This is a genomic window from Bradyrhizobium sp. ISRA436, assembly GCF_029910015.1.
Classification (GTDB): Bacteria; Pseudomonadota; Alphaproteobacteria; order Rhizobiales; family Xanthobacteraceae; genus Bradyrhizobium.
Window position 1 is genome coordinate 4,416,694 of the sequence record NZ_CP094519.1, and the last position, 24,559, is coordinate 4,441,252.

Genomic DNA, 24,559 nt, shown 5'->3' on the forward strand with positions numbered 1-24,559 from the left:
CCTCTCCCAATGGGAGAGGTGCGCACTCGCAGTGCGGCACCGATTTGGGTGGGCTTCGTTATGCTCAAGCGTGCCGCTTCCTTAAGCCATCGCGATTGACGGCAGACGATCAAGGCGGAGGCCTGCGCCCCACCCTCCACATTATCACCAGCCCTTGAAGGGCATGACCGGCGGCTTCACGGCATTCGCCTTCGGGAACACCGCGACGTAATTCTCGCCGTCCTGCAACTGGATGATCAGGCCGGAGGCCAGGATGTTCTGGCCCTTGTCGTCGAACTTGACCCCCTTGTAGCCGATCATCAGTTGATCCGGCTTCAGGTCGGTCGCCTTCAGCGCGGCCTGGATCTTGGCGGGCTCCGTCGAGCCCGCATGATCGATTGCATCGGCCAGCACGAAGAAGGCCTGCATCTCGCGCGCCGCGGTGTCGTCCATCTCGTCGCCGCTCTTCTCCTTGTAGAGCTTGGCGATGATCGCGGTCGGCGAGCCGGCAGGGCCGGCGCTCCAGGACGATCGGTTGAACACGCCTTGCGAGATCTTGCCGACCGCCTTGATGAAGGATGGATCGGAATAGCCGGAGTCGTCGGCGAGCAGCATCGGCGGCTTGTAGTCGAGCGCCTGCATGGTCTTGGCGAACAGGATCGCATCCGACGTGTAGGAGATCATGATGACGATGTCGGGCTTCTTGTCCTTGAGCTGCAACACCTGGCTCTGCACGTCGGTCGCGTTGGTGGTGTAGGCGACGTCCTGCGCGATCGGATGCCCCTTCTCCTTGAAGGTCGCGGCGAGGGTGTTGGCGACCGAGACGCCATACTCGGTGGTGTCATGCACCACCGCGATGGTGTCGGTCTTGGCGCCGGAGGCCTTCATCTCGGTGAAGAAGTCGTAATAGACCTGGGCGAAATCGGTCGCGATTGGCGTGGTGCGGAAGAACCATTTGAAGCCGCGCTCGGTCAGGTTGGACGCAACCGACTCGCCGTTGACGAAGGGAATGCCGTACTTCTCGGCGATTGCACTTGTCGTCAGCGTGATGCCGGACTGGTAGGCGCCGGTAAGCGCCACCACCTTCTCTTCGGTGATCAGCCGCAGAGCCTGGTTCTGCCCGGTCGCGGGGCTGCCCTGGTTGTCGGCGAACACCACCTCGAGCTTGGCGCCGCCGAGGCCGGCGAGCCCGGCATTCTTGGCGAGCGGGAAATTGCCGAGCTCGGGATGCGCATTGTTGATAATGTCGAGCGCGACCTCGATCGCGGCCTTGGCGTGCACGCCGGCGCTGGCAGCATTGCCACTTAAGGGAAACACCGCGCCGATCTTGACGGTCTTCTGCTGCGCCATCGCGCCGGAAACCAGACCCATCGCGATCGCGGCCGCGGCAAGCGGCCCGACAAGTTTCGACAATCTCATTTGAACGTCTCCGAGATCCCGTGGCCGTGTTGGCGGGAAACGTTCGGGCAAACTGCCACCGCCTCCCTCTTTGTTTTTTCTTGGTGTGCCAGCATCGCACGGGCCCCATGAGCCGGCAAGTTAAGGCGTCGCCGACAGCCAACGCCTGCGACTAAAGTCGCTGCGACCGGAATGTGCAGCGGCGATCCTCGCGCGTGTGGCGCGTGAAGATCTTGCCCGGCTCCACGCGCAATGAGCGCGTGGAGCCGTCGCCGCGCGACACACGGTATCTCGACCATTTCGCTGCGGGCACCGGGACCGGCGGCGGCGCCGGGCGCACGCGATGCCAGCCGGCGCCAAAGGCGGGTATTTTGACGCCAATCAGGCGTCATCAATGCTTGCCAAGTCCGGGACCAACCGAGTAGAAGGACCCCACTCGCGCGAGGCGCTGATTTGCCAGCCGCTTTCGCCGCAAAGATTGCCCAGTCATTCAGCTAAGCTATTGACTCTGTTGAGCAATTTTTGGGGAATGGTGTAACGGTAGCACAACAGACTCTGACTCTGTTTGTCTTGGTTCGAATCCAGGTTCCCCAGCCAGATTTGGCAATCCATCCCCTGTCCGCCTGATTGGTACCGGCGCGCGCAGCAGCTCGGCGGTCTTCGTCGATTGGCGCCACCGCATCCTCTCATGCCGCCGCCCCGACGCTACCGCTGCATCTGCATGATCTGATCCATCGGCATGTTCTGGCTGAGGTTAGCCATGATCCACAACGATCCGCCGGTCACGAGGAACACGCCATCACGTTGTTGGTGTTGTCTGGCCCCGTCGTGATGTGCAGGAAGAACACAAGATGCACGCCCATCTGTGCGATCGCGAGCATGACGATCGCCACGGGCATCGATCGGTTCATGGAAAACAATGTCCGGGCGGCGCCAACCAGCCCTGAGGCACGCCTAGCTGCCCGCTGCGAGATCGATCAGCGCGATCCCCAGGTCTGGCCGCTTGGTGCGCCTCAACGAGGCCGATGTCTCCGTCATCACGACCTCGAGCGTCGGGCGCACCGTGGCCGCGAGAAGATGCCCGCCTCGGGTCGTACCGTCAGCCAGCCCAAGCACGACGTGCATGTGCAAGCTCGGCCGACCGTCGTCGGCAACCGCGACGTCGCCGATCGCACTCAAGACCTCGCACTGCTCGCGCACCTCGATCTTCTTGTACGTCTTTCGCTCGAGATCAAACCACCCGACCGTCGCCTTCTGGAATGCGCCAATCGCGGTCAGTGACGCAGCCGGTATCTCCAGCTTCCTTGCGATGTCGGTGAGCGCTGCAAACGCCTCTTCACCGGAATCAAGAACCGCGACGTGAATCCGTTGCCCTGCCTCGTCGGCTACAAGCTTGGCTTTCATGAAAGCACCTCTGTCTGATCGCGTTCGCGAACGCTCATGGCGCGCGCTGGCCCAGAGCGGGCTCGCGCTCCTCCCTTGCGGGCACGCTGACGTGGACTTCATGGCCTTCCCGGATCGCCAGCGACGCGGCGGCCGCCGCCGACTCGAACGCCGCCTCCTTGGTGGCATATCCGCCGTTCAGATTGCCGTCGTGCAGGACTCCCCATTCGCCGTGCACCGGAACCACTGCGTACTGAGCCAATCCCATCGTCATCTCCTCATCGCATCAATTCGTTGCGGCACGTTGCGCACGGCGCAAAAGCGGCGATGCCGTCGTTGTGGTCAGGGCCTATCGCAGGCTTGCGTTCGTCGGCTGCCGGTTTGCGCCGGTGACACGCCATACGGTGTTGCCGACGTCATCCGCGATCAGAAGGCCGCCGGACTTGTCGATCGCCAGCCCGACTGGGCGGCCGCCTGATCTCTCGTCCTTGTTCAGGAAGCCGGTCACGACATCCTGTGCCGGGCCATTGGGGTGCCCGTCGGCGAACGGGACGAACACGACCTTGTAGCCGTTGAGTTGCGGCCTGTTCCAGCTGCCGTGTTCGCCGACGAAAGCGCCGCCGCGATAGCGCTGCGGAAGCGCATCGCCGTTGTAGAACGCGAGGCCCAACGGCGCGACGTGCGAACTCAAGGCATAGTCGGGCGCGATCGCCTTCGCCACGAGGTCGGGCCGTTGAGGCTGCACGCGCGGATCGACATGCTGGCCGAAATAGCTGTAAGGCCAGCCGTAAAAGGCACCATCCTTGACCGACGTCAGATAATCCGGGACGAGATTGGGCCCGATCTCATCGCGCTCGTTCACGACAGTCCACAGCGCGTGGCTTTGCGGCTCGAAGGTCAGGCCATTCGGATTGCGCAATCCGCTTGCGAAGATCCGCCAGCGGCCGGTCGCGCGATCGACCTCCAAGATCGCGGCGCGGTTCTTTTCCGCCTCGATGCCGTTCTCGGTGATGTTGCTGTTCGAGCCCACACCGACATAGAGCAACGAGCCGTCCGGGCTTGCCACCAAACTCTTGGTCCAGTGATGGTCGATTGGCCCTCCCGGCAACGGCGTCAGCGTCTGCCCGGGGGCCGTGATCTTCGTATCACCGGTATGATAGGGATAACGGACGATCGCGTCGGTATTGGCGACGTACAGATCGTTACCGACCAACGCAACGCCGAACGGCGAGTTGAGGTGATCGAGGAAGACGCTCTGCAGTTCCGGCTTGCCGTCGCCATTCGCGCCGCGCAACAGCGTGATGCGATTGCTTTCCCCGGTATCGCCGCCCGATGTCGCCCACGACTCCACCCATTTCATGATGAAGTCCTTCGGCCGCTTGATCGGCTCGATACCAGGCGCCTTCGACTCGACGACGAGAATGTCTCCGTTGGGCAGGACATAAGGCGAGCGCGGATGCTGCAAACCGGTGGCAAGCGCGGTGATCTGGAGGCCGTCAGGCACTGTCGGCTTCTCGCCTTGCTGCCATCCCACGACCGGCGCGACATGCATCGGCGGGATCAGGTACTGCTGCAGCGCCGGCAGATCGGGCTTCGCACCGATCTGGGTCTTGGGATCAGGCGCGGTTTCACTGCACCCTGCAAGGCATAATGCGGCCGAGAGAACCGCGGCAAGCCGGATGCGGCTTATCTCGATTGGACAGTTGACCACAGGCATCAATCCGCAACTCCCACGTGGCGGCGATAGACCATTTCCCAACCCAGCCATCCCGTGAACAGCATCACGAGCACCGTGAGTACGGAGAGCACCAGTCCGGTAGGAACGACCGAAGTCCAGGCATCGCGGCTGTGAACGAACGAATTGAACAAGGCGAGCAGCAGGACCACCGCATTGCCGACCATGTGAAGCCAGGCCGGCGCTAGCTCGCGGATGCGGCGGCTGGCCAGGAAATCAATCAGGCCGGCAATGGCCGCGAGCACGCCAAGGACCAGGCCGGCAAACAGAAGCCATGCGGAGAAGTCGGCCCACATCATCTGGGCGGTCTGCCAATAGGCGATGTCGGTGATCAGCGCGCCGACGAAGCACACGATCGGAAATGGCACCAACATCGGATGGATGGGATGCATGGCGATCCGCGCCGTCGAGTCCGGATTTGTTGTGCGGGTAGCGGCTTGCGTTGCCTCTGACATTCGGAGCCTCCAGGATGAGCCACCAACGACTCGCCTGGGGCGATGTTCCTAAGGCACGCGACGGCAGATCCGGAACAGCAGGAACGAAGGCGCAGTAACGACGTCGACCTGTCGTCGAGACCACAGCAGCACGCGCAGGAAGCCGACCATGGTCCGCGAAGGTCCCGCTGAACCGCCGCCACCCTCCACCGCAGAAACCACGGAAGCCAGGCAGGCGCGCCTGTACGGGCTGCTGCTCACCTCGCTGATCATCGCAGCGGTCATCGTCGTTGTTGCATATATCATATTGAGATAGGTCAAGAGGACCTCAGGCGCTGTGGGCAGCACCACGACGCCGCCTCCTCTTCCCAACTTCCCATCCAAGCCTGCTTTCGCTCGCTGCCACCGGCACGACAGCGGCGGTTGCATCGGCGCACCTTCGGCAGATCGCGGAAGGAGCTCAGAGCTGAGGTTGCTCAAATTCGTTGGCTGCAGGCCGGACGCCGCATCATATCGGGAATAGCATAGCGGTCACGATCATACATCGCGACATGGCCGTGAGCCGTGCGCGTCTTTGTTCGTTCCGTTCCTTCATTCGAACGTTGATCGGACCCAAGTCTGCCTTGTCGCGTTTGTTCCTGTGCACCGCACCGACCTGCCGCTTCGCAACAAGCGCGCACCGGGGGAGTTCTGCTCGAGACCGACGGGCGCATCAGATCATGACCAGCCGAAAAGCCAAGACACTCGCCATGACGGGGCCGCTGTGGGCGCTGCTCGCACTGAATTTCTTCATGGCGGATATGCAGTCCGGGATCGGACCGTTCGTCGGGGTGTTCCTGCAGAGTCACGGCTGGACCAGCGGATTGATCGGAACTGCGCTTACGATCGGGAACGTCGCGGGCATGCTGATCACCACGCCGATCGGCGGCTGCATCGATACGACCAACCACAAGCGCGCGTGGGTCATCGTTCCGGGTGTCGCGGTCGTCGTGGCATCGGCCATCATCCTCGTGTCGCAAACGTTCTGGGCCGTCGCGCTGTCCCAGATCGCAACCTCGGTCGCGGGCGCCGCAATCGTTCCGGCGGTGACCGGCATCACGCTCGGCATGGTCAGGCAACGCGGCTTCAACCGGCAGAACGGCCGCAACCAGGCCTTCAACCACGCAGGCAACATGCTGGGCGCCGCAGCCTCAGGCTATCTCGGCTGGCGCTACGGGTATGTCGCGGTGTTCCTGCTGGCAGCAGCGTTCGGCGTGCTGACGATCGCAAGCGTGATGTTGATTCCCGCCGATGCCATCGATCATCACGCAGCGCGCGGCAAGGAAGACGATCCCGAAAGCGAGCCGCACCGATTTCGCGTTCTCATCAGGCACAAGCCGCTGTTGGTGCTTGCCGTCGCGCTCGCGATCTTCCATCTGGGTAACGCTGCGATCGTGCCGCTCTACGGGTTGGCCGCGGTCGCGAGCGGTCTCAAGAATGGCGCCGGAGTTGTGGCGACCACGATCGTGGTTGCCCAGGGTGTCATGGTGATCATGTCCGTCGTCGGCATGCACGCCGCCGAACGCCGCAATTTCTGGCCGGTCCTGCTTGCGTCGTTTCTGGCCCTGCCCGCGCGCGGCGTGCTGGCGTATTTCCTGTCGGGCTGGTGGGGCGTGTTTCCGGTGCAGATCCTCGACGGCATCGGCGCAGGTCTGCAAAGCGTGGCCGTCCCCGGCATCGTGGCGCGCACGCTCAACGGAACCGGCCGTGTGAATCTCGGCCAGGGAGCGGTCATCACCGTGCAGGGAATTGGCGCCTCGCTGAGCCCCGCGCTGGGCGGCTGGATCGCCCAATGGATCGGCTACCAGCTCGCATTCCTGTGTCTCGCAGGCTTCGGCCTGCTCTCGGTCGCACTGTGGATTTCGCTTCGAAGCGTCGTGAAGCACTATTGAGGCCGTCCGCGACCAACCGGGCGTGACCACACGGTGCTGTGTGACCCGCAAGCGGGTCACTCAAGCCCTCAGTACAGCCCGCCCGTCCCCGACCGCACGATCGCGCGATCCGCGTCCGGCGAGATTCCGGCCTGGGTCCCGTCGATCACATCGGTGCCCGGGACGGTGTCATAGATCGGTGGCGCCTGGCCCGGTTTGAAGGCTTCGAGCAGCGTGCCGCTCGTCTCGCCTGGACCAGCGCGCGCGCCGGTCTTGGCCACGACGCGAACCAGCCGGATGCCGGGCGGGATCTTGAACGGAACAGGCGGCTTGTCGGCCAGCGCTAGCTTCATGAAGTCGCGCGCGATCGGAGCTGCGGTATGGCCGGCCTGAGCGGTCCTGCCGAGCGAGCGCGGCTTGTCGTAGCCGACATACAGACCGACGACGAGGTCCGGCGAGAAGCCGACGAACCACAGGTCCTTGGCCTCGTTGGAGGTGCCGGTCTTGCCGGCGATCGGCTTGCCGACCTCCTTCAGCGCCGTGCCGGTGCCGGCCTGCACCACTCCCTCCATCAGCGAGGTGATCTGATAGGCGGTCATGGCGTCGAGCACCTGCTCACGGCGGTCGATCAGCTGCGGCTCGGGCTGGTTCTTCCATCCCTCCGGCGCGTCGCAGCCAATGCATTCGCGCTGGTCGTGCTTGAAGATGGTGTGTCCGTAACGATCCTGGATGCGATCGATCAGCGTCGGCTTCACGCGGCGGCCACCATTGGCGATCATCGAATACGCCGTGACCATGCGCATGACCGTGGTCTCGCCGGCGCCGAGCGCGTAGGAGAGATAGTTCGGCAGCTCGTCATAGACGCCGAAGCGCTTTGCGTACTCGCCGATCAGCGGCATGCCGATCTCCTGCGCGAGCCGCACTGTCACGGTGTTGAGCGACAGTCGCAGCGCGTTGCGCAGCGTGACCTGGCCCTGATAGCGGCCGGTAGAGAAATTCTCCGGGCGCCAGACGTTGCCCTGCCCGAGATCGATCTCGATCGGCGCGTCGATCATCATCGTCGATCCCGTGTAGCCATTGTCGAGCGCCGCCGAATAGACGATCGGCTTGAACGTCGAACCCGGCTGCCGGTAGGCCTGCGTCGCGCGGTTGAACTGGCTCTGGTCGAACGAGAAGCCGCCGACCATCGCGAGCACGCGGCCGGTTCGCGGATCCATCGCCACCATCGCGCCCGAAATCTCGGGGATCTGGCGCAGCCGATACTGGCCTTCGACGAGATGGCCGTCCTTGTAGAGCGGGTCGGCGTAGATCACGTCACCGGGCTGCAGCACCTGCGCCACCGAGGCCGGCGTCTTGCCTCTCAGAAGCCCGGAGGCCGCCTTCGCCCATCTCACGCCATCGAGCGTGACAATGCCGGTCTCGCGCTGCTTGCTGACGGCGCCACCGAGCTCGCGGCCCGGCTGGAAGCCGATCCGCGCCGACTGCGGGCTGGTCTCCAGCACCACCGCCATCCGCCACGGCGAGATGTCCGAAAGCGACTTGATCTCCGCGAGCGGCACGCCCCAGTCGCCGGAAATGTCGAGCCTTTGAATCGGGCCGCGATAGCCCTGCTGCTCGTCGTATTTCACGAGCCCCGCCACCATGGTCTTGCGCGCCATCACCTGGATCTTCGGATCCAGCGTGGTGCGGACCGACAGGCCGCCCTCATAGAGCTTCTTCTCGCCGTAGCGCTCGAAGATGTCGCGGCGAACTTCTTCCGAGAAATACTCGCCGGCGAAGGTGTGCGCGCCGCTGGCGCGGTTGGTCACCACCAGCGGCTCCTTGCGCGCCTTGTCGGCATCGGCCGCGGTGATCCAGCCGTTCTCCTGCAGGCGGTCGATCACGTAGTTGCGCCGCTCGACGGCGCGTGCGTGGTTGCGCACCGGATGCAGGCTGGCCGGCATTTTCGGCAGCGCCGCCAGATACGCGGCTTCGGCGATGGTGAGCTCGTTCACCGACTTGTCGAAATAGACCAGCGAGGCCGCCGCGATCCCGTAGGCGCCGAGGCCGAGATAGATTTCGTTGAGGTAGAGCTCGAGGATCTTGTCCTTGGAATAGGCCCGCTCGATCTTCATCGCGAGCAAGGCTTCCTTGATCTTGCGGGAGAACGACACCTCGTTGGTCAACAGGAAGTTCTTGGCGACCTGCTGGGTGATCGTGGAGGCGCCCTGCGGACGGCGGTTGGACCCGTAGTTCTGGATGTAGGCCAGGCCGGCGCGCGCCATGCCGGTATAATCGACGCCGCCATGCTCGTAGAAATTCTTGTCCTCTGCGGCGAGGAAGCTGTTGATCACGAGTTTCGGCACCGCCTGGATCGGCAGGTAAAGCCTGCGCTCCTTGGCGTATTCGGCGAGCAGCGAGCCGTCGGCCGCGTGCACGCGCGTCATCACTGGCGGCTCATAGTTCTGAAGCTGCGTATAGTCGGGCAGATCCTTGGAAAAATGCCAGAACAGGCCCGCGACCGCGGCAAGGCCAGCCAGAAACAGGATCGATCCTGCGGTGAACAGAAATCCAAAGAACCGTAACAGCAATCTCATCGACGAAGTCCCGTGGCGAATACGCGGCTCATTCTGAGCCCGCTGCCAGCCACACAGGGGGTCGGTATATCGGTCGCTCCCGGTACCTGCAATTCGATGCGGGAGAATAAATAGCGGATCGGGCGCCAAACTTATGCCATAGAGCGCGGTTCGCGCTCCCGGCCAAATCAGTGAGGTTCCGGGAAGCCGCAATCGGTGGGCTGAACCGGGCGCTCCGTCGCCCGATGCGGCGGCTCCGAAAGGTTGTCGAACAGGTGACCGGTCCGACTGCCGTCACATTCCTGTGGTCATCGCATCGATCACATGCGCGCGATGTCGCCGACCCGCGCCGCTCACAGCCTCCTCCTGTGTTGCCGAGCCTGTTGTGGGAATGGATTCGCGCCGCCGCCGGCTCCAGTGACTACACCAACTAAGGCTTCAGGTCCCCGTCGGCACAACCAGAAATCGGCCGCAATTAACCATTCGTTAGCCATATCAGCCGCATCGTGTCCCATATCATAATGACTCGCGACGGGCTGACCTCCATGGCACTGCGCGGTTTCAAAAGACCTTTCGTAACCAGCGAAAACATTCTCGGCCTTCCAAGGTCGCCCGCCCCCAATGTGGGCGTCCAGGCCCTCGACCTCGTCTACCAGGCCGCGGACCTGTTCCGCAGCATCGAGGATCGGGCCCGCGCGACCGAGACGCGCGCCGAGGCCGCCGAGCGGGCCCAGCTCGAGATCATCAATGTGACCGAATGCAAGCTGAGAGAGGCGTCCCGGGCGCTTGAAGAGGCGCAGAAGCGCATCGAAGCCCAGCAGGAGCAACTGGAGGCGATCGAGTTTCGTGCCCAGACCGCCGAGGCCGAGGCACGCGAAGCCCGCCAGACCCTGGCTTTGGTCGAGGATGCGATTCGCCGGCGGCTGCTCCTCACGGCCGAGCCAATGCACGACACGTCGACGGCCGTCGCTTGAGACGCCGCCGATTCCGCGAGCGGCTCGGCCCTGTTCTCATCGCAATGCCAATCAGTAGCCGGCGGCCAGCCCGGTGTTCAGGCGGGAGTCGTTCGCGCCATAGAAGCGATTGTTGCCGACCGGCTTGCCGCCCAGCGATGGCGCGCCGATGATGATCATCGCCAAGTGATTGGGGGCTGCGGCGCCTTGATGATCTCGCCGCCACTGATCATCACCGAGGAGCAGATCGAGGCGATCTTCGCCGCGATCCGCCGCGCCCTGAACGAGATCGCCTGACGTTCAGGCGAAATCCCCGGTCGCGAGCAGCGCGCGCAACTCCGCGTCGCTCGCCGCGGCCAGCGCGAGCAATTCACGATAGGGATCGCCGCCGATGCCAAGCACGGCGGCGAAGGCCGGCTCGGTCTTCATTCCGGCGGCTCTTTGTGCGCTGACGGCCTGCCGCAGCCGGCCACCGCCGAGTGCCAGCAGCCGTCGCTCGACCTCGAAATGGAGCCAGCCGGGCTGCTCCTCCACTGGGCGCGTGTCGCCAAACAGTTCGAACGGCCAGCCGTCCCACAGAAACCGGACAATCGCAGGCCGCGTACCCGACGTCCAGCGGTAGAGCACAAAGCCGTCGGCCCGATGGTAGTGCTCCCAGACCGCCGCCGCGAAGGCGTTCAGGTCAGGCGCGTGGCAGACGATGTCGATGTCGCTGCCCGATACCGCGAGGCCAAGCGGTAGCGTGCCGACGACCCGTGGAGCGTAGGGCCTCAGCGTTGTGGTCACGGCCGAGTTCATGACGGCCGATAGGTAGTCGGGAACGCTCATCCGACAAATGCTCGCGCTTGCTGAAGCAGTGGCAATAGCAGCCTTTGCCGGAGATGTCTGTGCTAGGCGCACCCCGATTGGCGCGCCGCTCCCGTCAGCCGCGATATTATGACCAGCCCCCCGGCACGCCGGGCCCGGCCCTTCGGCGAGTGCCGCAGCGATCAGGCGCCGTCAGCGATATCGACGGCTCGCGTTTCCGCCGTAGCGGCCATGATAGCCGCGCATTTCAGCTCGCGCATTATACGGCGAGCGAGATGACGCGCCGCGGCTTTGCCCAACGGTCGGCGCCGGGGCCGGTGTCGCCAAACCCTGGGTGAAGGGATCGCGATTGGGATAGATCGCGCATTCCGCGCACTGCGCGAATGCGGAAGACGTGAACATCATGGATGCTAAAGATGCTGAAGCAAGCGTCAGGAATGTTGCCGCCAAGCCTTCCTTGCGTTTTGTCATTGTTCTTCTCCTTGGGCCAGCCCGCGCCTCGACGTGGCATCTCCTCACCGTGGGTTAACCCACGTTCTGGTGGAGCTGCTATGCGCTGCTCACGGCCATGCGCTTCGCTCAAGGCTGCAAGCGAAGAACGTCTGGCTCCTTGTGCGCCAGGGACGCGGGGACGCGAGTTGCGGCAACTGATTCCAAGCCGCAGATATCAGCACCTTGTATTGATCCATCGGTCGGTGTCTCGCGCCTTATGTGCGCCCTTTTCCATGCAAGACATGGCCTCAACCTAACGCGCCTGGGCCGCTCGCATGTCCGACGACGATCGCTACAAAGAACTCTTCAACCGTGCTCACGAGGCGGTGATGGGCGCGGCTGATGCGCGCAAGAGCAAGATATTCGCCAAGTCCGCATTCCTCGTCTCCATGCTGACGCTTGCCGTTGCATTTGCTGGACTTCCTGAAGTGATGACGCACAGCGACCCGCGCCGGCGATCACAGGTCAGCAATGAGGTCCGGCAACGGAATTTTGCATGTGACGGGTGCGACAGAACGACCCGACGGGCAACTCACCGAAAACCCGTCAAGCCCTCGCGCGCAAAATATTTCTGTTTTCCAGAAGCGCAACTCAATGTATGAATCGCCCGTCTCACCCGCCTGAGGGGCGCTTCGCGATCGTCACGAGTGTTGGGTCGAGATGCGGTGGACGCCGCTGTCACGGCTGACGAGCGTGGCAGATAGCGGACGGTGAAGTCGTGCAGGCCTGACGCCCTAGTTGTGAGCTTTCAGGAGGTTGTCCATCTGGTCTGAACCGAGGAAGCTGAGGCTGCGACGCTTCAGGGTTCCCCGGAGAGACCAGATGAACATCCACAAGAATGCGCCTTTGACGCCAAAAGGTCGAGCGGCGATGGCGCGGAGCGTGATCGAGAGCGGCCTGACGAAGGCCGCCGCCGCGCGCCAATTCAATGTTACGGCGAAGACAGTCGCCAAATGGGTCAAGCGCTTCCGCGCAGAAGGCGTCGATGGTTTGCAGGATCGGTCCTCACGGCCGCATTCCTTGCCAAGCCAAACCCCGGCCGCCACATGCGCCGCTGTCGAGACGTTCCGCCGGCAGCGCCACACCGGCAAGCAGATCGCGCGCGAGGTCGGGGTCTCAGCAGCAACCGTCAGCCGGATCCTGCGCCGGCTCGGTTTGAACCGGCTGGCTGCGCTGGAGCCGGCTGAGCCGATCCGGCGCTATGAGCGCCAGCATCCTGGTGAGCTGATCCACATCGACATCAAAAAGCTCGGCAAGTTCAATCGGATCGGCCATCGGATCACCGGCGATCGACGTGGGGCGAGCAACCTGCGTTCTCGCCGTCAAGGACCAGGTTGGGAATACGTCCATGTTTGCATCGACGATGCGTCGCGGATCGCCTTCAGCCAGGTCATGAAGAACGCGCGAAAGGGCTGTGCCGTCGCCTTCCTCAAGGCGGCGGTGGCCTACTACGTGAGCCTGGGCGTGAAGGTCGAGCGCGTCATGACCGACAACGGCGCGTGCTACAAATCCGCCGCCTTCCGAAAGGCATGTCAGCGCCTCGGCCTCAAGCACATCCGCACCAAGCCCTATACGCCCAAAACCAATGGCAAGGCCGAACGCTTCATTCAGACCAGCCTGCGAGAATGGGCCTACGCGCAGGCCTACAACACCTCAACAGAAAGAGCCGCGGAGCTGCCACGATGGCTTCACCGCTACAACTGGCATCGTCCTCATGGCAGTATCGGCTCAAAGCCGCCGATCAGCAGGCTCGGATTAACCGGGAACAACCTCTTGAGGCTCCACACCTAGTGGCAGGTGTCTCCTTGCAAAGCGCGAAGCGCTTTTGCGAAGACGGTGACAACAAAGCCCAGTCTCGCCGGGGCGAGCACGTATAAGCCGTAACCCATCGCGCAGGGAAAGCCGGGATCGTTCCGGTTTCACCTGTGGTCCTACCTCCCGAGCTTTCCATTTGCTCGGGGCCCATGGGTGCGATCGGCACCCGGCTTTCCCTGCGCCCTCTGATCAAGAAAGGGCGAAACGAGATGCAAAGCTCGGACGCAATGCGCCGCGAGAATGCGAACACATACCGTCCTCGTTGTTTGACAAGTCGATCCGAAGCCAGCTCCGTCATGCTGAGGAGGCCGCATCGCGGCCGTCTCGAAGCACGGCCACCAGCGAGGCCGCGCATCCTTCGAGGCTCGCCCAGCGGCGCGATTGCGCCGCAAGGCTCGCACCTCCAGCGACAAAGGCGCAGCCTTTGCACGGGAATGACGGAACTGGCGGAGCGAAGCTTAGTCGCTGGGCCTTGGCCTCGGACGTGGATTCACGCGGTCCGTTGGTTCTTCACCATCCCGCGCATTGAGTGGGGCCTACCCCTCGCCACTCGTCCGCAGCCGGCTGTGGCGTCGGCCATAGACCGCATAGATCACGAGCCCGACCACGAGCCACACCACCAGCCTGATCCAGGTGTCGAGCGGCAGACCGAACATCAGGAACAGCGAGGCCGCGGCGCCGGCGGGCGCCACCAGCCAGATTGCGGGCGCCCTGAATGGACGCGGCAGGTCGGGATCGCGCAGGCGCAGCACTAGCGTGCCGATCGAAACCACGGCGAATGCGAACAGCGTACCGATGCTGACGAGCTCGCCGACCAGCCCGATCGGCAGCAGGCCGGCGAGGATGGCAGCGACCACACCGGACACGATGGTCGAGACATAGGGCGTCTGGAAGCGCGGATGGATTTTTGCGGCGACGGCCGGCAGCAGGCCGTCATATGCCATCGAGCGGAAGATCCGCGGCTGCGCCAGCAGCATGACCAGGATCACCGACGTCAGCCCGAACAGGATTCCGAGCTTGATGAATGGACCGAGCCAGCGGACGCCGACGGCGTCGATGCCGACCGCGATCGGATCGGGCACGTTCAGCCGGTCGTACGGCACGATGCCGGTCAGCACGAAGCCGACGGCGACATAGAGCGCGGCGCAGATCACGAGCGAACCGAGAATGCCGATCGGCATGTCGCGCTCCGGCGTCTTCGCCTCCTGCGCCGTGGTCGAGACCGCGTCGAAGCCGATATAGGCGAAGAACACCACGGCCGCGCCGCGGATCACGCCAGACCAGCCGTAGACGCCCGGGCCGGCATTCGGCGGGATCAGCAAACCGTCCGGATTGCTTGCGGTGACCCAGTTCGCCGTCGTCACCGACCAGGCGGTGGTGGCGAGGAACAGCGCGATGACGATCAGCTTGAGCGCGACGATGAAGCTGGTGAAGCGCGCGGACTCGCGGATGCCGATCACCAGCAGCGTGGTGACGAAAACGATGATCGCCATCGCGGGGATGTTGATGATCGCACCGGTCGACGACCAAGCGCCGGTGTTGACGTCGTAGGCGAGCGGCGCCGAGGTGAATTGCTGCGGCAGGTTGATGCCGAAATCGCGCACGAAGCTCACGAAATAACCGGACCAGCCAACCGAGACCGCGATCGCGCCGACTGCGTATTCGAGGATCAGGTCCCAGCCGATGATCCACGCGATCAGCTCGCCGAGCGTCGCGTAGGCATAGGTATAGGCGCTGCCGCAGATCGGCACGGTCGACGCCATCTCGGCGTAGCACAGCCCGGCAAGGGCGCAGGCGATAGCGCCGAGCACGAAGGAGATGGTGACCGCGGGACCGGCATTCGCGGCTGCCGCGTGGCCGGTCAGCACGAAGATGCCGGCGCCGATGATGGCGCCGATGCCGAGGCTCACCAGTTGCAGCGCCGAGAGCGAGCGCTTCAAACGCGGCGCTTCCGCGTCGCCGACCGCCTGAACGGCTTCTTGCAACAATTCGGTGGTCGATTTGCGTACCCAGACGTCGGCCAAAGCTCTCACCTCCGCCGTCGGCCCCACCGAGCCCGACACGATGCCAGCAACTATAACGCGTTGGGCGCGAAGACGTTCGAGCGTCAGGCAACGAACGGCGGCTTTATCCACTGTCGGGATCGCGGCGCCGCACTATTGCCAAGCGCGCCGGCGGCCGCCGAAGCCGCCGGGCGCAGAGGCAAGCGGCCTTCAGTGGTTATGCACGTCGGGCCGCGGATCGCTAACGAAGCCATCGCGGTTCGGCATCTTGACCACGGCAAGCGACTTGGCATCGAGCACGGCGTTGGCCGGAACGATGCCGTTGAGGCTGAGGATGTAGGCGGATACCGCGTAGACATCCTCATTGCTCAGCGACTGCGGGGCGTTCTGCGGCATGGCGCGGCGGATGTAGTCGAACAGCGTCGGGGCGTAAGGCCAGTAGCTGCCGACGGTGCGGATCGGCTTGGGGGTCGCAAGCGTGCCCTGCCCGCCGACCAGGCGGTCGCCGATGCCGCCCTGCCCGTTGTCGCCATGACAGGCGGCGCATTGCTCGCTGAACACCACACGGCCGCGCTCGACGCTGCCGCTGCCCGGCGGCAGGTTGGAGCCGTCACGTCCGATATCGATATTCCAGCCGGCGATCTCGGCAGGCGTCGCCGGCCGGCCGATGCCGTAGCGCTCCTCGGCCTGTGCAGCGAAACCGATCGCCGCGATCGCGCTCGCAAGCAGCGCGGCTTTAAGCTCAAGCCTGCGCATTGCTCACCTCGCCGTTCGCGTCGATCCGCCAGGCCCAGATCGCGTTGTTGTGATAGAAGGAGTTGACGCCACGCACCGCCTCCAACTCAGCAAGCGTCGGCTGCAGGTAGCCGGTCTCGTCGATGGCGCGGCTCTGGATCACCGCGGGCGTCCCGTCCCAGTGCCAGGGCAAGCGGAAGCGCGTCAGCGCCCGCGTCAGTACCGGTTCCTGCAGCGCGGCATCCTGCCAGCTCTTGCCGTCATCGACCGACACCTCCACGCGCTTGATCTTGCCATGGCCGCTCCAGGCCAATCCGGTGATCTCGTGAAAGCCCCTTGTGGTCAGCTTCTGTCCGCCGGACGGGCGCGTGATGATCGATTTGGCTTCCATGTAGAAGGTGAATTCGCGCGCCGTGCCGTTGGGCATCGGATCGGTGTATTTCGAGGTCTCCTCGCGCGAATAGGCGGGCTCCGCCACCACCTTCAGCCGGCGCAGCCACTTCACATTCATGTTGCCTTCGAATCCGGGCAGCAGCAGGCGCAGCGGATAGCCTTGCTGCGGGCGCAGCCGCTCGCCGTTCTGGCTGTAGACCAGCATGGCGTCGTCGAGGCATTTCTCGATCGGGATGCTGCGGGTCAGCGCGGCGGCATCGGCGCCCTCGGCAACGATCCACTTGGCACCCGGTTGCAGGCCAGCCTCGTTCAGCACCGTCTTCAGCGGCACGCCGGTCCATTCGGCGCAGCTCAGGAGACCGACAAGGTCGGACGCCGTCTTGCCGTAGGGCTTGGTGTAGACAGGGTTGCCGGAGCACTCAAGGAAATGGATGCGCGACTGCGACGGAAACCGGCGGATGTCGTCCATGGTGAACACCAGCGGACGATCGACCATGCCATGCAGCATCAGCCGATGCTCGGCCGGATCGATGGTCGGCACGCCACCATGGTGACGCTCGTAGAACAGTCCGTTCGGCGTGATGATGCCGTCGAGTTCCTGCAACGGCGTGCGGCCCGAGGCCGAGATGTATTGCGGCAGCGTCTTCGAGATGTTCTTGATGACACCCTTCTCATGGACCGATGGCGTGCCGTAGGGCTGGTTTCCCATCGGATCGCCCGGCGCCTTCATCCATTCGGGCACGTTGGGTGGAAGATTGCTCCCGGCTTCGGCAAGCGCGCTCGAGCCGCCGAGCCCCGCCACCGCAGAGCCGCCGGCCAACGCCGCACCCGCCTGAAGGAAATGCCTGCGGGACGCCTCCCGCACGCGCTTGTCCGTCGTCTGTTCGCTCATCGACGTTTTCCTCTGACGTTCATGTCGCGGTGCGAGCCTAACACCAAACGCCGGAGGTCAAGCAACGATCCAGCGCATACCCCATCAGCTGCCCGCGACGACCGGCAATTTGTCGATCGCGCGGATACCCGGCCGCCCGCGCCAGCGGATTTGCTCAGGCTTGACCGCAAGCTGCAGGCGGGGCCAGCGCGTGAACAAGGATTGCAGCGCGCAGGCCGCCTCGATTCGCGCAAGCTGGTGACCGAGGCAAAAATGGATTCCGGTCCCGAACGAGACGTGCCGATTCGGCTTGCGCTCGAGATCCATCCTTTCCGGATGCTCATGCGCAATCGGATCGATGTTGGCGGCCGCGATCATCGCCATCACGCGATCGCCCTTCTTCAGCCTGACGCCGCCGAGCTCGACATCGCGCCTGACATAGCGCGGCTCGGTGAACTGCACCGGCGACACGAAGCGCAGGAACTCCTCCACCGCGAGACGGACGCGGTCCCAATCGGCCGCGAGCCAATCGCGCCGCGCGGGATCCCTCAGCAATTCGAACACCGATCCGCTGATCAGATGCGTCGTGGTCTCGGAGCCGGCGCCGAGCAACAGGAACATCATCGAGACCATCTCGTCCGCCGTGATCCGGCCGCCCTCCTTTTCAACCTGCACCAGTTCCGCGATCAACCCCTCGCCGCTCTTCTCGCGCGCCGACTGCAATTGCTGGGCAAGGTATCGTCGCATCTTCGACAGCGAGCCCATCATGCGCAGAAAGCTGATCGGGCCCCTGAGCTGTGTCATCGCGTTGGCCCAGGCGATGAATTTCGGCCGGTCGGCCGTCGGCAGGCCAAGCAGCTCACAGATCACCGACACCGGCAGGATCCGTGCGTAGCGCTGAACGATATCGGCCGGGCTTCCTGCCGCGAACAGCTCGTCGGCCAGGCGATCGGCAATGGCGCGGATATGCGGCTCCATGCCGAGCACGGCGCGGCGGCGGAATGCTTCGTCGACGATGCTGCGCAGCCGCGTATGGTCCGGCTCGTCCATCGTCAGCATGTTGTTGGCGACGGTCGCGATCGACTTCAGCATCCACCAGCGCAGGCCCGCGACTTCGCCGTCCTCCTTGCGCAGCGTGAAGGTCGCGCTGTCCTTCAGCATCGCCGAGGCCGTGTCGTAGGTGATCGTCAGCCAGACCCGTCCGACGATCGGAAACTTGACGTCGACCACCTCGCCGCGGGCGCGCAACGCGGCGATGCCGGCGGCTGGATCTCGGTTGAAGGTTTCGCTGGAGAAATCGGGTTGCGACGCCATGGCGCCACCTCATGCTGCCGTTCCGGCCTCCGAAACATGGTGCGTGACGGCGCGTGCGCAAGACCGGCCGACGTCTGTGCGGCATCAACTTGTCGGAACTTGCGTTGCAACCTCCCGACTGGCGTTTCAGCGCGTCACTGGCGGGGTGCCGTGGGTGTGGAACGACTCGATCGTCTTCAAACCCCAGGCCTGCCCCTTCTTGCGCTCCTCCTCGGTCCACACGATCGGCTTCCAGTCCGGCGCGAGGATCAGGCGCGCACCGGCATTGGCGACCTCGACACGGTTGCCGCCGGGCTCGTAGACGTAGAGGAAGAACGTCTGCTGTATCGCGTGCTTGTGCGGCCCGGTCTCGATGTGCACGCCATTCTCGAGAAAGATGTCGGCGGCGCGCAGGATCTCCTCGCGACTGTCGAGCGCGTAGGTGACGTGATGGAAGCGGCCGTGGAAGCCGTAATGATCGCGCGTATAAGCGAAGTCGTAGCTCTTGTTCGACATCGTCATCCACATCGCGGCTTCGGTGCCGTCATTCAGCACGATCTGCTCGGTGGTCCGGCAGCCGAGATAGTTTTCGAAGAACAGACGGTTGGCCTTGATGTCGACCGCGAGGCAGTTGAGGTGATCGAGCCGGCGGACGTTGACGCCGCGCGCGGGAAAGCGCTGCGCCTGGTTCTTCAGCGCCGGCTTCAGCTCGGCCGGCGCCTCGTACCACTCGGTCTCGTAATAGAGCTCGATGACGTGGCCGTCGGGATCACGGCAGCGGAATGCCGGTCCCTGCCCCATGTCGCCATCGACCCAGCCGATGTCGAAGCCCGAGCCCTTCAGCGCCGCGACGCGGCGCTCGAGCGCCTGCTGGCTGCGGGCGCGCAACGCCATGTGCTCCATGCCCGAGGTCGTCGACGCCGTGAGCTTGAGCGAGTAGCGTTCATAGTCGTCCCAGCCGCGCAGATAGACCGACTCGCCCTTCCGGCCGCTGACGGTCATGCCCATGACGTCGACGAAGAATTTGAGACTCTCGTCCGGTTTCGGCGTCAGCAGCTCCATATGGCCGAGATGAGCGAGATCGAAGATCGGTTCCGGCTGCATGAGGCGACCTCCTTCCGCGGGCGACGCCAGATCGCGTTCGCGAGTCATCGCTATGACCGAACAAGCGACAGCGGACTATTTGTACCAGTGTACAAAGGATTAGGTCTCGTCAACAAAATAGTAGGCGTCGGCGGGACACCGCTTAGGGATCGATCAGCGCGCCTGGCGCTCAGCCGCGCGACATCACCACCGGCGCCGGCGGGTGCGGCCGGAATTCGGTCAGGCGACCGAAGCGGTCTTCTCGCGATACGACGACAGCAGCTTGCGGATGTCGGCCGCCGGCACCGGGCGGCTGAACAGATAGCCCTGCATTTCGGTACAGCCGAGGATGTGGAGCATGTTGCGCCGAGCGCCACGCTACGAATGATGGCATTGCAGAATTCGTCGACGTCGCCATCGAACGATCCGGTCTCCTGGCGGTGCGCGATCAGCCGCTGCATCGTGCAGCCCCGGCTTCGCGATGTCAGGCGAGAGGCCGAACATCTCGAGGTAAGGCCGGTTGCAGATGATGATGCGGGCCGACGCATCGTAGAGAATGAGTCCCTGCGGAATGTTGTTCACGGCGGTCGAGAGATTACGGCGCTCGGCGGCGAGCCGCTGGTCCGAGATCTGATGTCGCTTCAGCATCAGGACGACGATGACGGTCAGGATCACGACCGCTGCCATCAGCAGTCCTTCGCGTACGCTCCAGCTCGACGTCGCGCTTCCGAGCAGGCTGCCCACCAACAGGCCCGCGCAGAACGCGAGCCCCTTGGTCGAGCCGGCCTCGGCATTCCCAGACGTTGGATTGCGATCCTCGATGCTCACGCTGGTCTCCCCGGAGATCGCATCGTTACTCAGCACAAATGGAGAGGGCGTTACAACTCGCAGTTAGCAATCGGTTACACGATACCGAGAAGAGACGCGGCAAAATCGTGCAAGGCACCGACAAACCATGATCCGCAGGAAGCTCTCTTCGGACATGGTAAATCCCGCCTTAACGGAAACACCGCGAAACAATCGCCGTCTGTGCCGGAAAGCGACGATTTCGCCGCGGAAACCAAGCAGCGGCCTCGCGCCTTGCCGCGCTACAAAAACAAATCGTCACTGGAACGCGGTAGATTTAGCCGATCCGGAACCGTGGAGATTTAACGGATTTTCCAGCCCCGCCCCGGCATATTGGCCGGGCATTTAATTTTTCGGAACGACCAGGCCTCAACCGTGACATGCTTCGGACGTGTGATCTCTGTGCGCGGCTCGCAGGCCCGGGTCGGGCTGATGGACGCCGGCCAGATGCCGCTTTCGGAAATGCGTGCGACCGTCGGCCGGTTCGTCAGCATCCGTTGCGCCAGCTCGGTCATCGTTGCCATGATCACGGAAGTATCGTGCGAGGACCTGCCGCCTTCCGACACCTATATCGCGACCGCCTCGGTCGACCTGCTCGGCGAGATCCTCGGCGGCGAGCGCCCCAAGTTCCAGCGCGGCGTCACCCACTATCCGACCATCGGTGACAGCGTCGAGCTGATCACCAACCAGGAGCTGCGCACGGTCTACGCGCCGAGCGGCTCGGACCAGATCAATGTCGGCACGCTGCAGCAGGATCGCTCGGTGATTGCCTATGTCGATGTCGAGGAAATGCTCTCGAAGCACTTCGCGGTGCTCGGCTCGACCGGCGTCGGCAAGTCGACCGGCGTGTCGCTGCTGCTCAACGAGATCCTGAGGTCGCGGCCGAACCTGCGCATCTTCCTGCTCGACGTCCACAACGAGTATGGCCGCTGCTTCGGCGAGCGCGCACAGGTGCTCAACCCGCGAAACCTGAAGCTGCCGTTCTGGCTGTTCAACTTCGAAGAGATCGTCGACGTGCTGTTCGGCGGCCGACCGGGCGTGCCCGACGAGCTCGACATCCTCGCCGAAGTGATTCCGGTCGCAAAGGGCATCTACACCCAATACCAGAGCTCCGACCGGGTGGGCCTCGGGCTGAAGCGCGTCGACCCCAAGCAGATCGGCTACACCGTGGATACGCCGGTGCCCTATCGCCTCGTCGACCTGATCTCGCTGATCGACGAGCGCATGGGCAAGCTGGAGAACCGTTCCTCGCGCATCATCTATCACAAGCTGATCTCGCGCATCGACACGGTGCGCAACGATCCGCGCTACGCCTTCATGTTCGACAACGCCAACGTCGGCGGCGACACCATGGCGGAAGTGATCAGCCATTTGTTCCGCCTGCCGGCCAACGGCAAGCCGATGACCATCATGCAGCTCGCCGGCTTCCCCGCCGAAGTCGTCGATTCCGTGGTGTCGGTGCTGTGCCGCATGGCGTTCGATTTCGGCCTGTGGAGCGACGGCGTCTCGCCCATGCTGTTCGTCTGCGAGGAAGCGCACCGCTACGCCTCCGCCGACCGCAACATCGGATTTGGGCCGACGCGCAAGGCGGTGTCGCGCATCGCCAAGGAAGGCCGCAAATACGGCGTTTATCTCGGCCTCATCACCCAGCGTCCGGCCGAACTCGACGCGACCATCATCTCCCAGTGCAATACGCTGTTCACGATGCGCCTTGCCAACGACCGAGACCAGGCGCTGCTGCGCTCCGCGGTCTCGGACGCCGCCGCCAATCTGCTGTCGTTCGTGCCCTCGCTCGGTACCCGCGAGGTGCTGGCGTTCGGCGAAGGCGTGGCGCTGCCGACGCGCCTGCGCTTCAAGGAGGTGCCGCCGCACCAGGTGCCGCGCGGCGAGGCCACGATCGCCACGGTGCCGTCGGTCACCGCCGGCCATGATATGCATTTCGTCACCGCCGTGCTGGAACGCTGGCGCGGCGCCACCTCGCATCGCGACGCGCTCGGCGATTCCGGCGCCAACGACCGGGCGCCGTCGCGCTCGATGGCTCCGGCGGAAGCCCCGATGCTGCAGCCCTCGCTCGGACTCGATCCGGATCGCTTCTCGCTCCTGAAGAAGCCGCTGCGCTAGCGCGTGATGATGCGCCAATAAGGACCATGGCCAGGGCGCTGATGCGCCTTGCACCGAGGCCATCATCCACTATGGTTTCAGACGACGCCGCATTCCTGCGGCATGCCGGAACCATCTCATGACGCAGCCGACCGCAAAACGCTTCGCCACGCCCGCTCTCGACCAGCTCCCTGACGACATTCGCACACGCATCCTGGCGGTGCAGGAGAAGTCCGGCTTCGTGCCGAACGTCTTCCTGTCGCTGGCCTATCGTCCAGACGAGTTTCGCGCGTTCTTCGCCTATCACGACGCGCTGATGGAGAAGGACAGCGGGCTCTCCAAGGCCGAGCGCGAAATGATCGTGGTGGCGACCAGCGCCGCCAATCAGTGCCAGTATTGCGTGATTGCCCACGGCGCGATCCTGCGCATCCGCGCCAAGAATCCGCTGATCGCCGACCAGATCGCGGTCAACTACCGCAAGGCCGATATCACGCCGCGGCAGCGCGCGATGCTCGATTTCGCGATGAAGGTGAGCCGTTCGGCCGAGGAGGTCTCGGAGGCCGACTTCACCACCCTCGCCGTCCACGGCTTCAGCGACGACGACATCTGGGATATCGCCGCGGTCGCGGCGTTCTTCGCGCTCTCGAACCGGATGGCGAATGTCACCGCGATGCGCCCGAACGACGAGTTCTACATGCTCGGGCGGCAGCCGAAGTAGAGGGCGCGTTGGCGGATTGGAACGAGATCATCTGACCTGCGGCAGCCCTGCGGAATGGAGGCTGCACCGCGCACTCGGCGGCAAGGAGGATCCACGCCGGCCGGATCCGGCGCCGCCGCACGCCCAGGTTGATCAATCGTCCGATGCCGGCCCGCACCAGCCGGGCAGATAGACCGCATCCTTGCTCCGCCCGAGCGCCAGGCCCTTCTCCAGCGCCTTGGCGAAGTTGTTCTCCACCGTCTTGCGCGGAATGTGCCGGCGCAGGAAATCCGCCCACAGGAATTCGCTGAACGGCGTCGTGTCCTTGGCGAAGCCGCCGGCCCGGCGCATTTCGCCGGCGAGGCTGCGGAACGGATCGTCCTTGAGACCCTTGATCGACTTCGGTATGTCCCTGAAGTGACAACGCTCGCCCTTGGCGTCGTAGGGGTAGACCCAACGCTTGTTGTCCATCACGCCCCAGAACACATCGCGCTCGACCATCGTGAGGTCGCCGATCACGGTCACCAGGATGTCCTTCACACCCTCCTCGTGCAGTGCGCGCGCCATGTGATGGTGATCGACCACGTAATAGTGGTCGTCGGGACCATGGACCACCGGGATCATGTGCTTGCCAAGCAGTTCCGCGCGCTTTTTGTCGGAGGCGTGCTCGCGCCAGCGCTTCCGCTTCTCTTGCACTTCGTGCATGCCTACCGTCATCTGGGTCGGCCGCAGCGACATGATCGGCACCGGCTTGACGTAGGGTTCGCGCGTATGAGCCATGATCTATGCTCCCCTGTGGCCGGCATCTGCAACGGGTTCCATTATGACATGATGTCTCAGGCCGGTAAAAGACCCAGCTTCGCGCGATTTTCGCGGCCGGACAACCGCCTGGAAATCCCGCGATCTCGGACTGAAAGGGCCTGCAGACGCCGACGAGTGGCGCAACATCACCCGCACGGCTGTACCCGTTCAAGAATGGCGTCAGCGAGGAAGGCATGCGCGTGTCGCCGGCTCTATATGAACTGCCGCTTGTCCGCAGCGAGACCCCGGCGGGCTGGACTACGATCCACGTCGTCA

The 24,559-nt window shown here is 64.0% G+C and carries 23 protein-coding genes, 1 tRNA gene and 1 pseudogene; 7 read left to right on the forward strand and 18 right to left on the reverse strand.

Going from position 1 to position 24,559, the window contains the following annotated elements:
• Positions 1–144: 144 nt before the first annotated feature.
• Entirely contained in the window at positions 145–1,398 is a 1,254-nt protein-coding gene (locus MTX23_RS20960) for an ABC transporter substrate-binding protein (protein WP_280972101.1), read from the reverse strand.
• A gap of 502 nt (positions 1,399–1,900) precedes the next feature.
• Between MTX23_RS20960 and MTX23_RS20965 the strand changes: the two genes are divergently transcribed.
• A tRNA-Gln gene (locus tag MTX23_RS20965) sits at positions 1,901–1,974 on the forward strand.
• Positions 1,975–2,082: 108 nt separating this feature from the next.
• Here MTX23_RS20965 and MTX23_RS20970 read toward each other — a convergent pair.
• From MTX23_RS20970 to MTX23_RS20995, 6 genes and pseudogenes are all read right to left on the reverse strand, one after another.
• A pseudogene (locus MTX23_RS20970) lies at positions 2,083–2,279 on the reverse strand (cytochrome C oxidase subunit IV family protein); the annotation flags it as partial.
• Between the two features lie 52 nt (positions 2,280–2,331).
• Positions 2,332–2,781, reverse strand: a complete 450-nt coding sequence (locus MTX23_RS20975; protein ID WP_280972102.1) for a PPC domain-containing DNA-binding protein — start codon at positions 2,779–2,781, stop codon at positions 2,332–2,334.
• A 34-nt stretch (positions 2,782–2,815) separates the two neighbouring features.
• Positions 2,816–3,028 carry a hypothetical protein gene (locus tag MTX23_RS20980; RefSeq protein WP_280972103.1) on the reverse strand — a complete coding sequence of 71 codons (213 nt, stop codon included), beginning with the start codon at positions 3,026–3,028 and terminating at the stop codon, positions 2,816–2,818.
• An 81-nt stretch (positions 3,029–3,109) separates the two neighbouring features.
• Complete coding sequence (locus MTX23_RS20985; protein ID WP_280972104.1) at positions 3,110–4,477, reverse strand: sorbosone dehydrogenase family protein; 1,368 nt, start codon at positions 4,475–4,477, stop codon at positions 3,110–3,112.
• A complete protein-coding gene (locus MTX23_RS20990) occupies positions 4,477–4,950 on the reverse strand; it encodes a DUF2231 domain-containing protein (RefSeq protein ID WP_280972105.1) in 474 nt (157 codons plus the stop codon). The genes MTX23_RS20985 and MTX23_RS20990 overlap by 1 nt, the downstream gene beginning before the upstream one ends.
• 48 nt (positions 4,951–4,998) lie before the next feature.
• The gene (locus MTX23_RS20995) at positions 4,999–5,280 is read right to left on the reverse strand and encodes a hypothetical protein (RefSeq protein WP_280972106.1); all 282 of its coding nucleotides are present in this window, start codon (positions 5,278–5,280) and stop codon (positions 4,999–5,001) included.
• A 368-nt stretch (positions 5,281–5,648) separates the two neighbouring features.
• Between MTX23_RS20995 and MTX23_RS21000 the strand changes: the two genes are divergently transcribed.
• Positions 5,649–6,860: an MFS transporter gene (locus tag MTX23_RS21000; protein WP_280972107.1), complete on the forward strand. Its 1,212-nt coding sequence runs from the start codon at positions 5,649–5,651 to the stop codon at positions 6,858–6,860.
• Positions 6,861–6,928: 68 nt separating this feature from the next.
• Here the strand turns inward: MTX23_RS21000 and MTX23_RS21005 are convergent, their stop codons facing one another.
• Positions 6,929–9,415 carry a penicillin-binding protein 1A gene (locus MTX23_RS21005; protein ID WP_280972108.1) on the reverse strand — a complete coding sequence of 829 codons (2,487 nt, stop codon included), beginning with the start codon at positions 9,413–9,415 and terminating at the stop codon, positions 6,929–6,931.
• A gap of 524 nt (positions 9,416–9,939) precedes the next feature.
• Between MTX23_RS21005 and MTX23_RS21010 the strand changes: the two genes are divergently transcribed.
• Positions 9,940–10,368, forward strand: a complete 429-nt coding sequence (locus MTX23_RS21010) for a hypothetical protein (RefSeq protein ID WP_280972109.1) — start codon at positions 9,940–9,942, stop codon at positions 10,366–10,368.
• 279 nt (positions 10,369–10,647) lie between these two features.
• On the opposite strand, the gene MTX23_RS21015 is transcribed toward MTX23_RS21010, so the two are convergent.
• The gene (locus MTX23_RS21015; protein ID WP_280972110.1) at positions 10,648–11,175 is read right to left on the reverse strand and encodes a DUF4269 domain-containing protein; all 528 of its coding nucleotides are present in this window, start codon (positions 11,173–11,175) and stop codon (positions 10,648–10,650) included.
• 171 nt (positions 11,176–11,346) lie between these two features.
• Positions 11,347–11,625, reverse strand: a complete 279-nt coding sequence (locus MTX23_RS21020) for a hypothetical protein (protein WP_280972111.1) — start codon at positions 11,623–11,625, stop codon at positions 11,347–11,349.
• Positions 11,626–11,921: 296 nt separating this feature from the next.
• On the opposite strand from MTX23_RS21020, the gene MTX23_RS21025 reads away from it, so the two are divergent.
• On the forward strand, positions 11,922–12,248 hold the full coding sequence (locus MTX23_RS21025; RefSeq protein WP_280972112.1) for a hypothetical protein: 327 nt from the start codon (positions 11,922–11,924) through the stop codon (positions 12,246–12,248).
• Positions 12,249–12,468: 220 nt separating this feature from the next.
• Complete coding sequence (locus MTX23_RS21030; protein WP_280972113.1) at positions 12,469–13,437, forward strand: IS481 family transposase; 969 nt, start codon at positions 12,469–12,471, stop codon at positions 13,435–13,437.
• Positions 13,438–13,997: 560 nt separating this feature from the next.
• Here MTX23_RS21030 and MTX23_RS21035 read toward each other — a convergent pair.
• The 7 genes from MTX23_RS21035 to MTX23_RS21065 all read right to left on the reverse strand — a co-directional run bounded on the left by MTX23_RS21035 (position 13,998) and on the right by MTX23_RS21065 (position 21,215).
• On the reverse strand, positions 13,998–15,485 hold the full coding sequence (locus MTX23_RS21035; RefSeq protein WP_280972114.1) for an amino acid permease: 1,488 nt from the start codon (positions 15,483–15,485) through the stop codon (positions 13,998–14,000).
• 189 nt (positions 15,486–15,674) lie between these two features.
• Positions 15,675–16,220 (reverse strand): cytochrome c, encoded by a 546-nt coding sequence (locus MTX23_RS21040; protein WP_280972115.1) that lies wholly within the window; start codon positions 16,218–16,220, stop codon positions 15,675–15,677.
• Entirely contained in the window at positions 16,207–17,484 is a 1,278-nt protein-coding gene (gene soxC / locus MTX23_RS21045; protein WP_280972116.1) for a sulfite dehydrogenase, read from the reverse strand. Before soxC ends, MTX23_RS21040 begins: the two co-directional genes overlap by 14 nt.
• Positions 17,485–17,568: 84 nt before the next feature.
• On the reverse strand, positions 17,569–18,777 hold the full coding sequence (locus MTX23_RS21050) for a cytochrome P450 (protein ID WP_280972117.1): 1,209 nt from the start codon (positions 18,775–18,777) through the stop codon (positions 17,569–17,571).
• Positions 18,778–18,903: 126 nt separating this feature from the next.
• Positions 18,904–19,860, reverse strand: a complete 957-nt coding sequence (locus MTX23_RS21055; protein ID WP_280972118.1) for a catechol 2,3-dioxygenase — start codon at positions 19,858–19,860, stop codon at positions 18,904–18,906.
• 357 nt (positions 19,861–20,217) lie between these two features.
• Complete coding sequence (locus MTX23_RS21060) at positions 20,218–20,667, reverse strand: PAS-domain containing protein (protein WP_280972119.1); 450 nt, start codon at positions 20,665–20,667, stop codon at positions 20,218–20,220.
• 320 nt (positions 20,668–20,987) lie between these two features.
• On the reverse strand, positions 20,988–21,215 hold the full coding sequence (locus tag MTX23_RS21065) for a hypothetical protein (protein ID WP_280978353.1): 228 nt from the start codon (positions 21,213–21,215) through the stop codon (positions 20,988–20,990).
• Here MTX23_RS21065 and MTX23_RS21070 point away from each other — a divergent pair.
• Together MTX23_RS21070 and MTX23_RS21075 are read left to right on the forward strand one after the other, a co-directional pair.
• Entirely contained in the window at positions 21,118–22,806 is a 1,689-nt protein-coding gene (locus MTX23_RS21070) for a DUF87 domain-containing protein (RefSeq protein WP_280978133.1), read from the forward strand. The genes MTX23_RS21065 and MTX23_RS21070 overlap by 98 nt on opposite strands.
• Before the next feature lie 118 nt (positions 22,807–22,924).
• Positions 22,925–23,503 carry a peroxidase-related enzyme gene (locus MTX23_RS21075; protein WP_280972120.1) on the forward strand — a complete coding sequence of 193 codons (579 nt, stop codon included), beginning with the start codon at positions 22,925–22,927 and terminating at the stop codon, positions 23,501–23,503.
• Between the two features lie 132 nt (positions 23,504–23,635).
• Here the strand turns inward: MTX23_RS21075 and MTX23_RS21080 are convergent, their stop codons facing one another.
• Entirely contained in the window at positions 23,636–24,262 is a 627-nt protein-coding gene (locus MTX23_RS21080) for a ParB-like protein (RefSeq protein ID WP_280972121.1), read from the reverse strand.
• Positions 24,263–24,559: the final 297 nt, after the last annotated feature.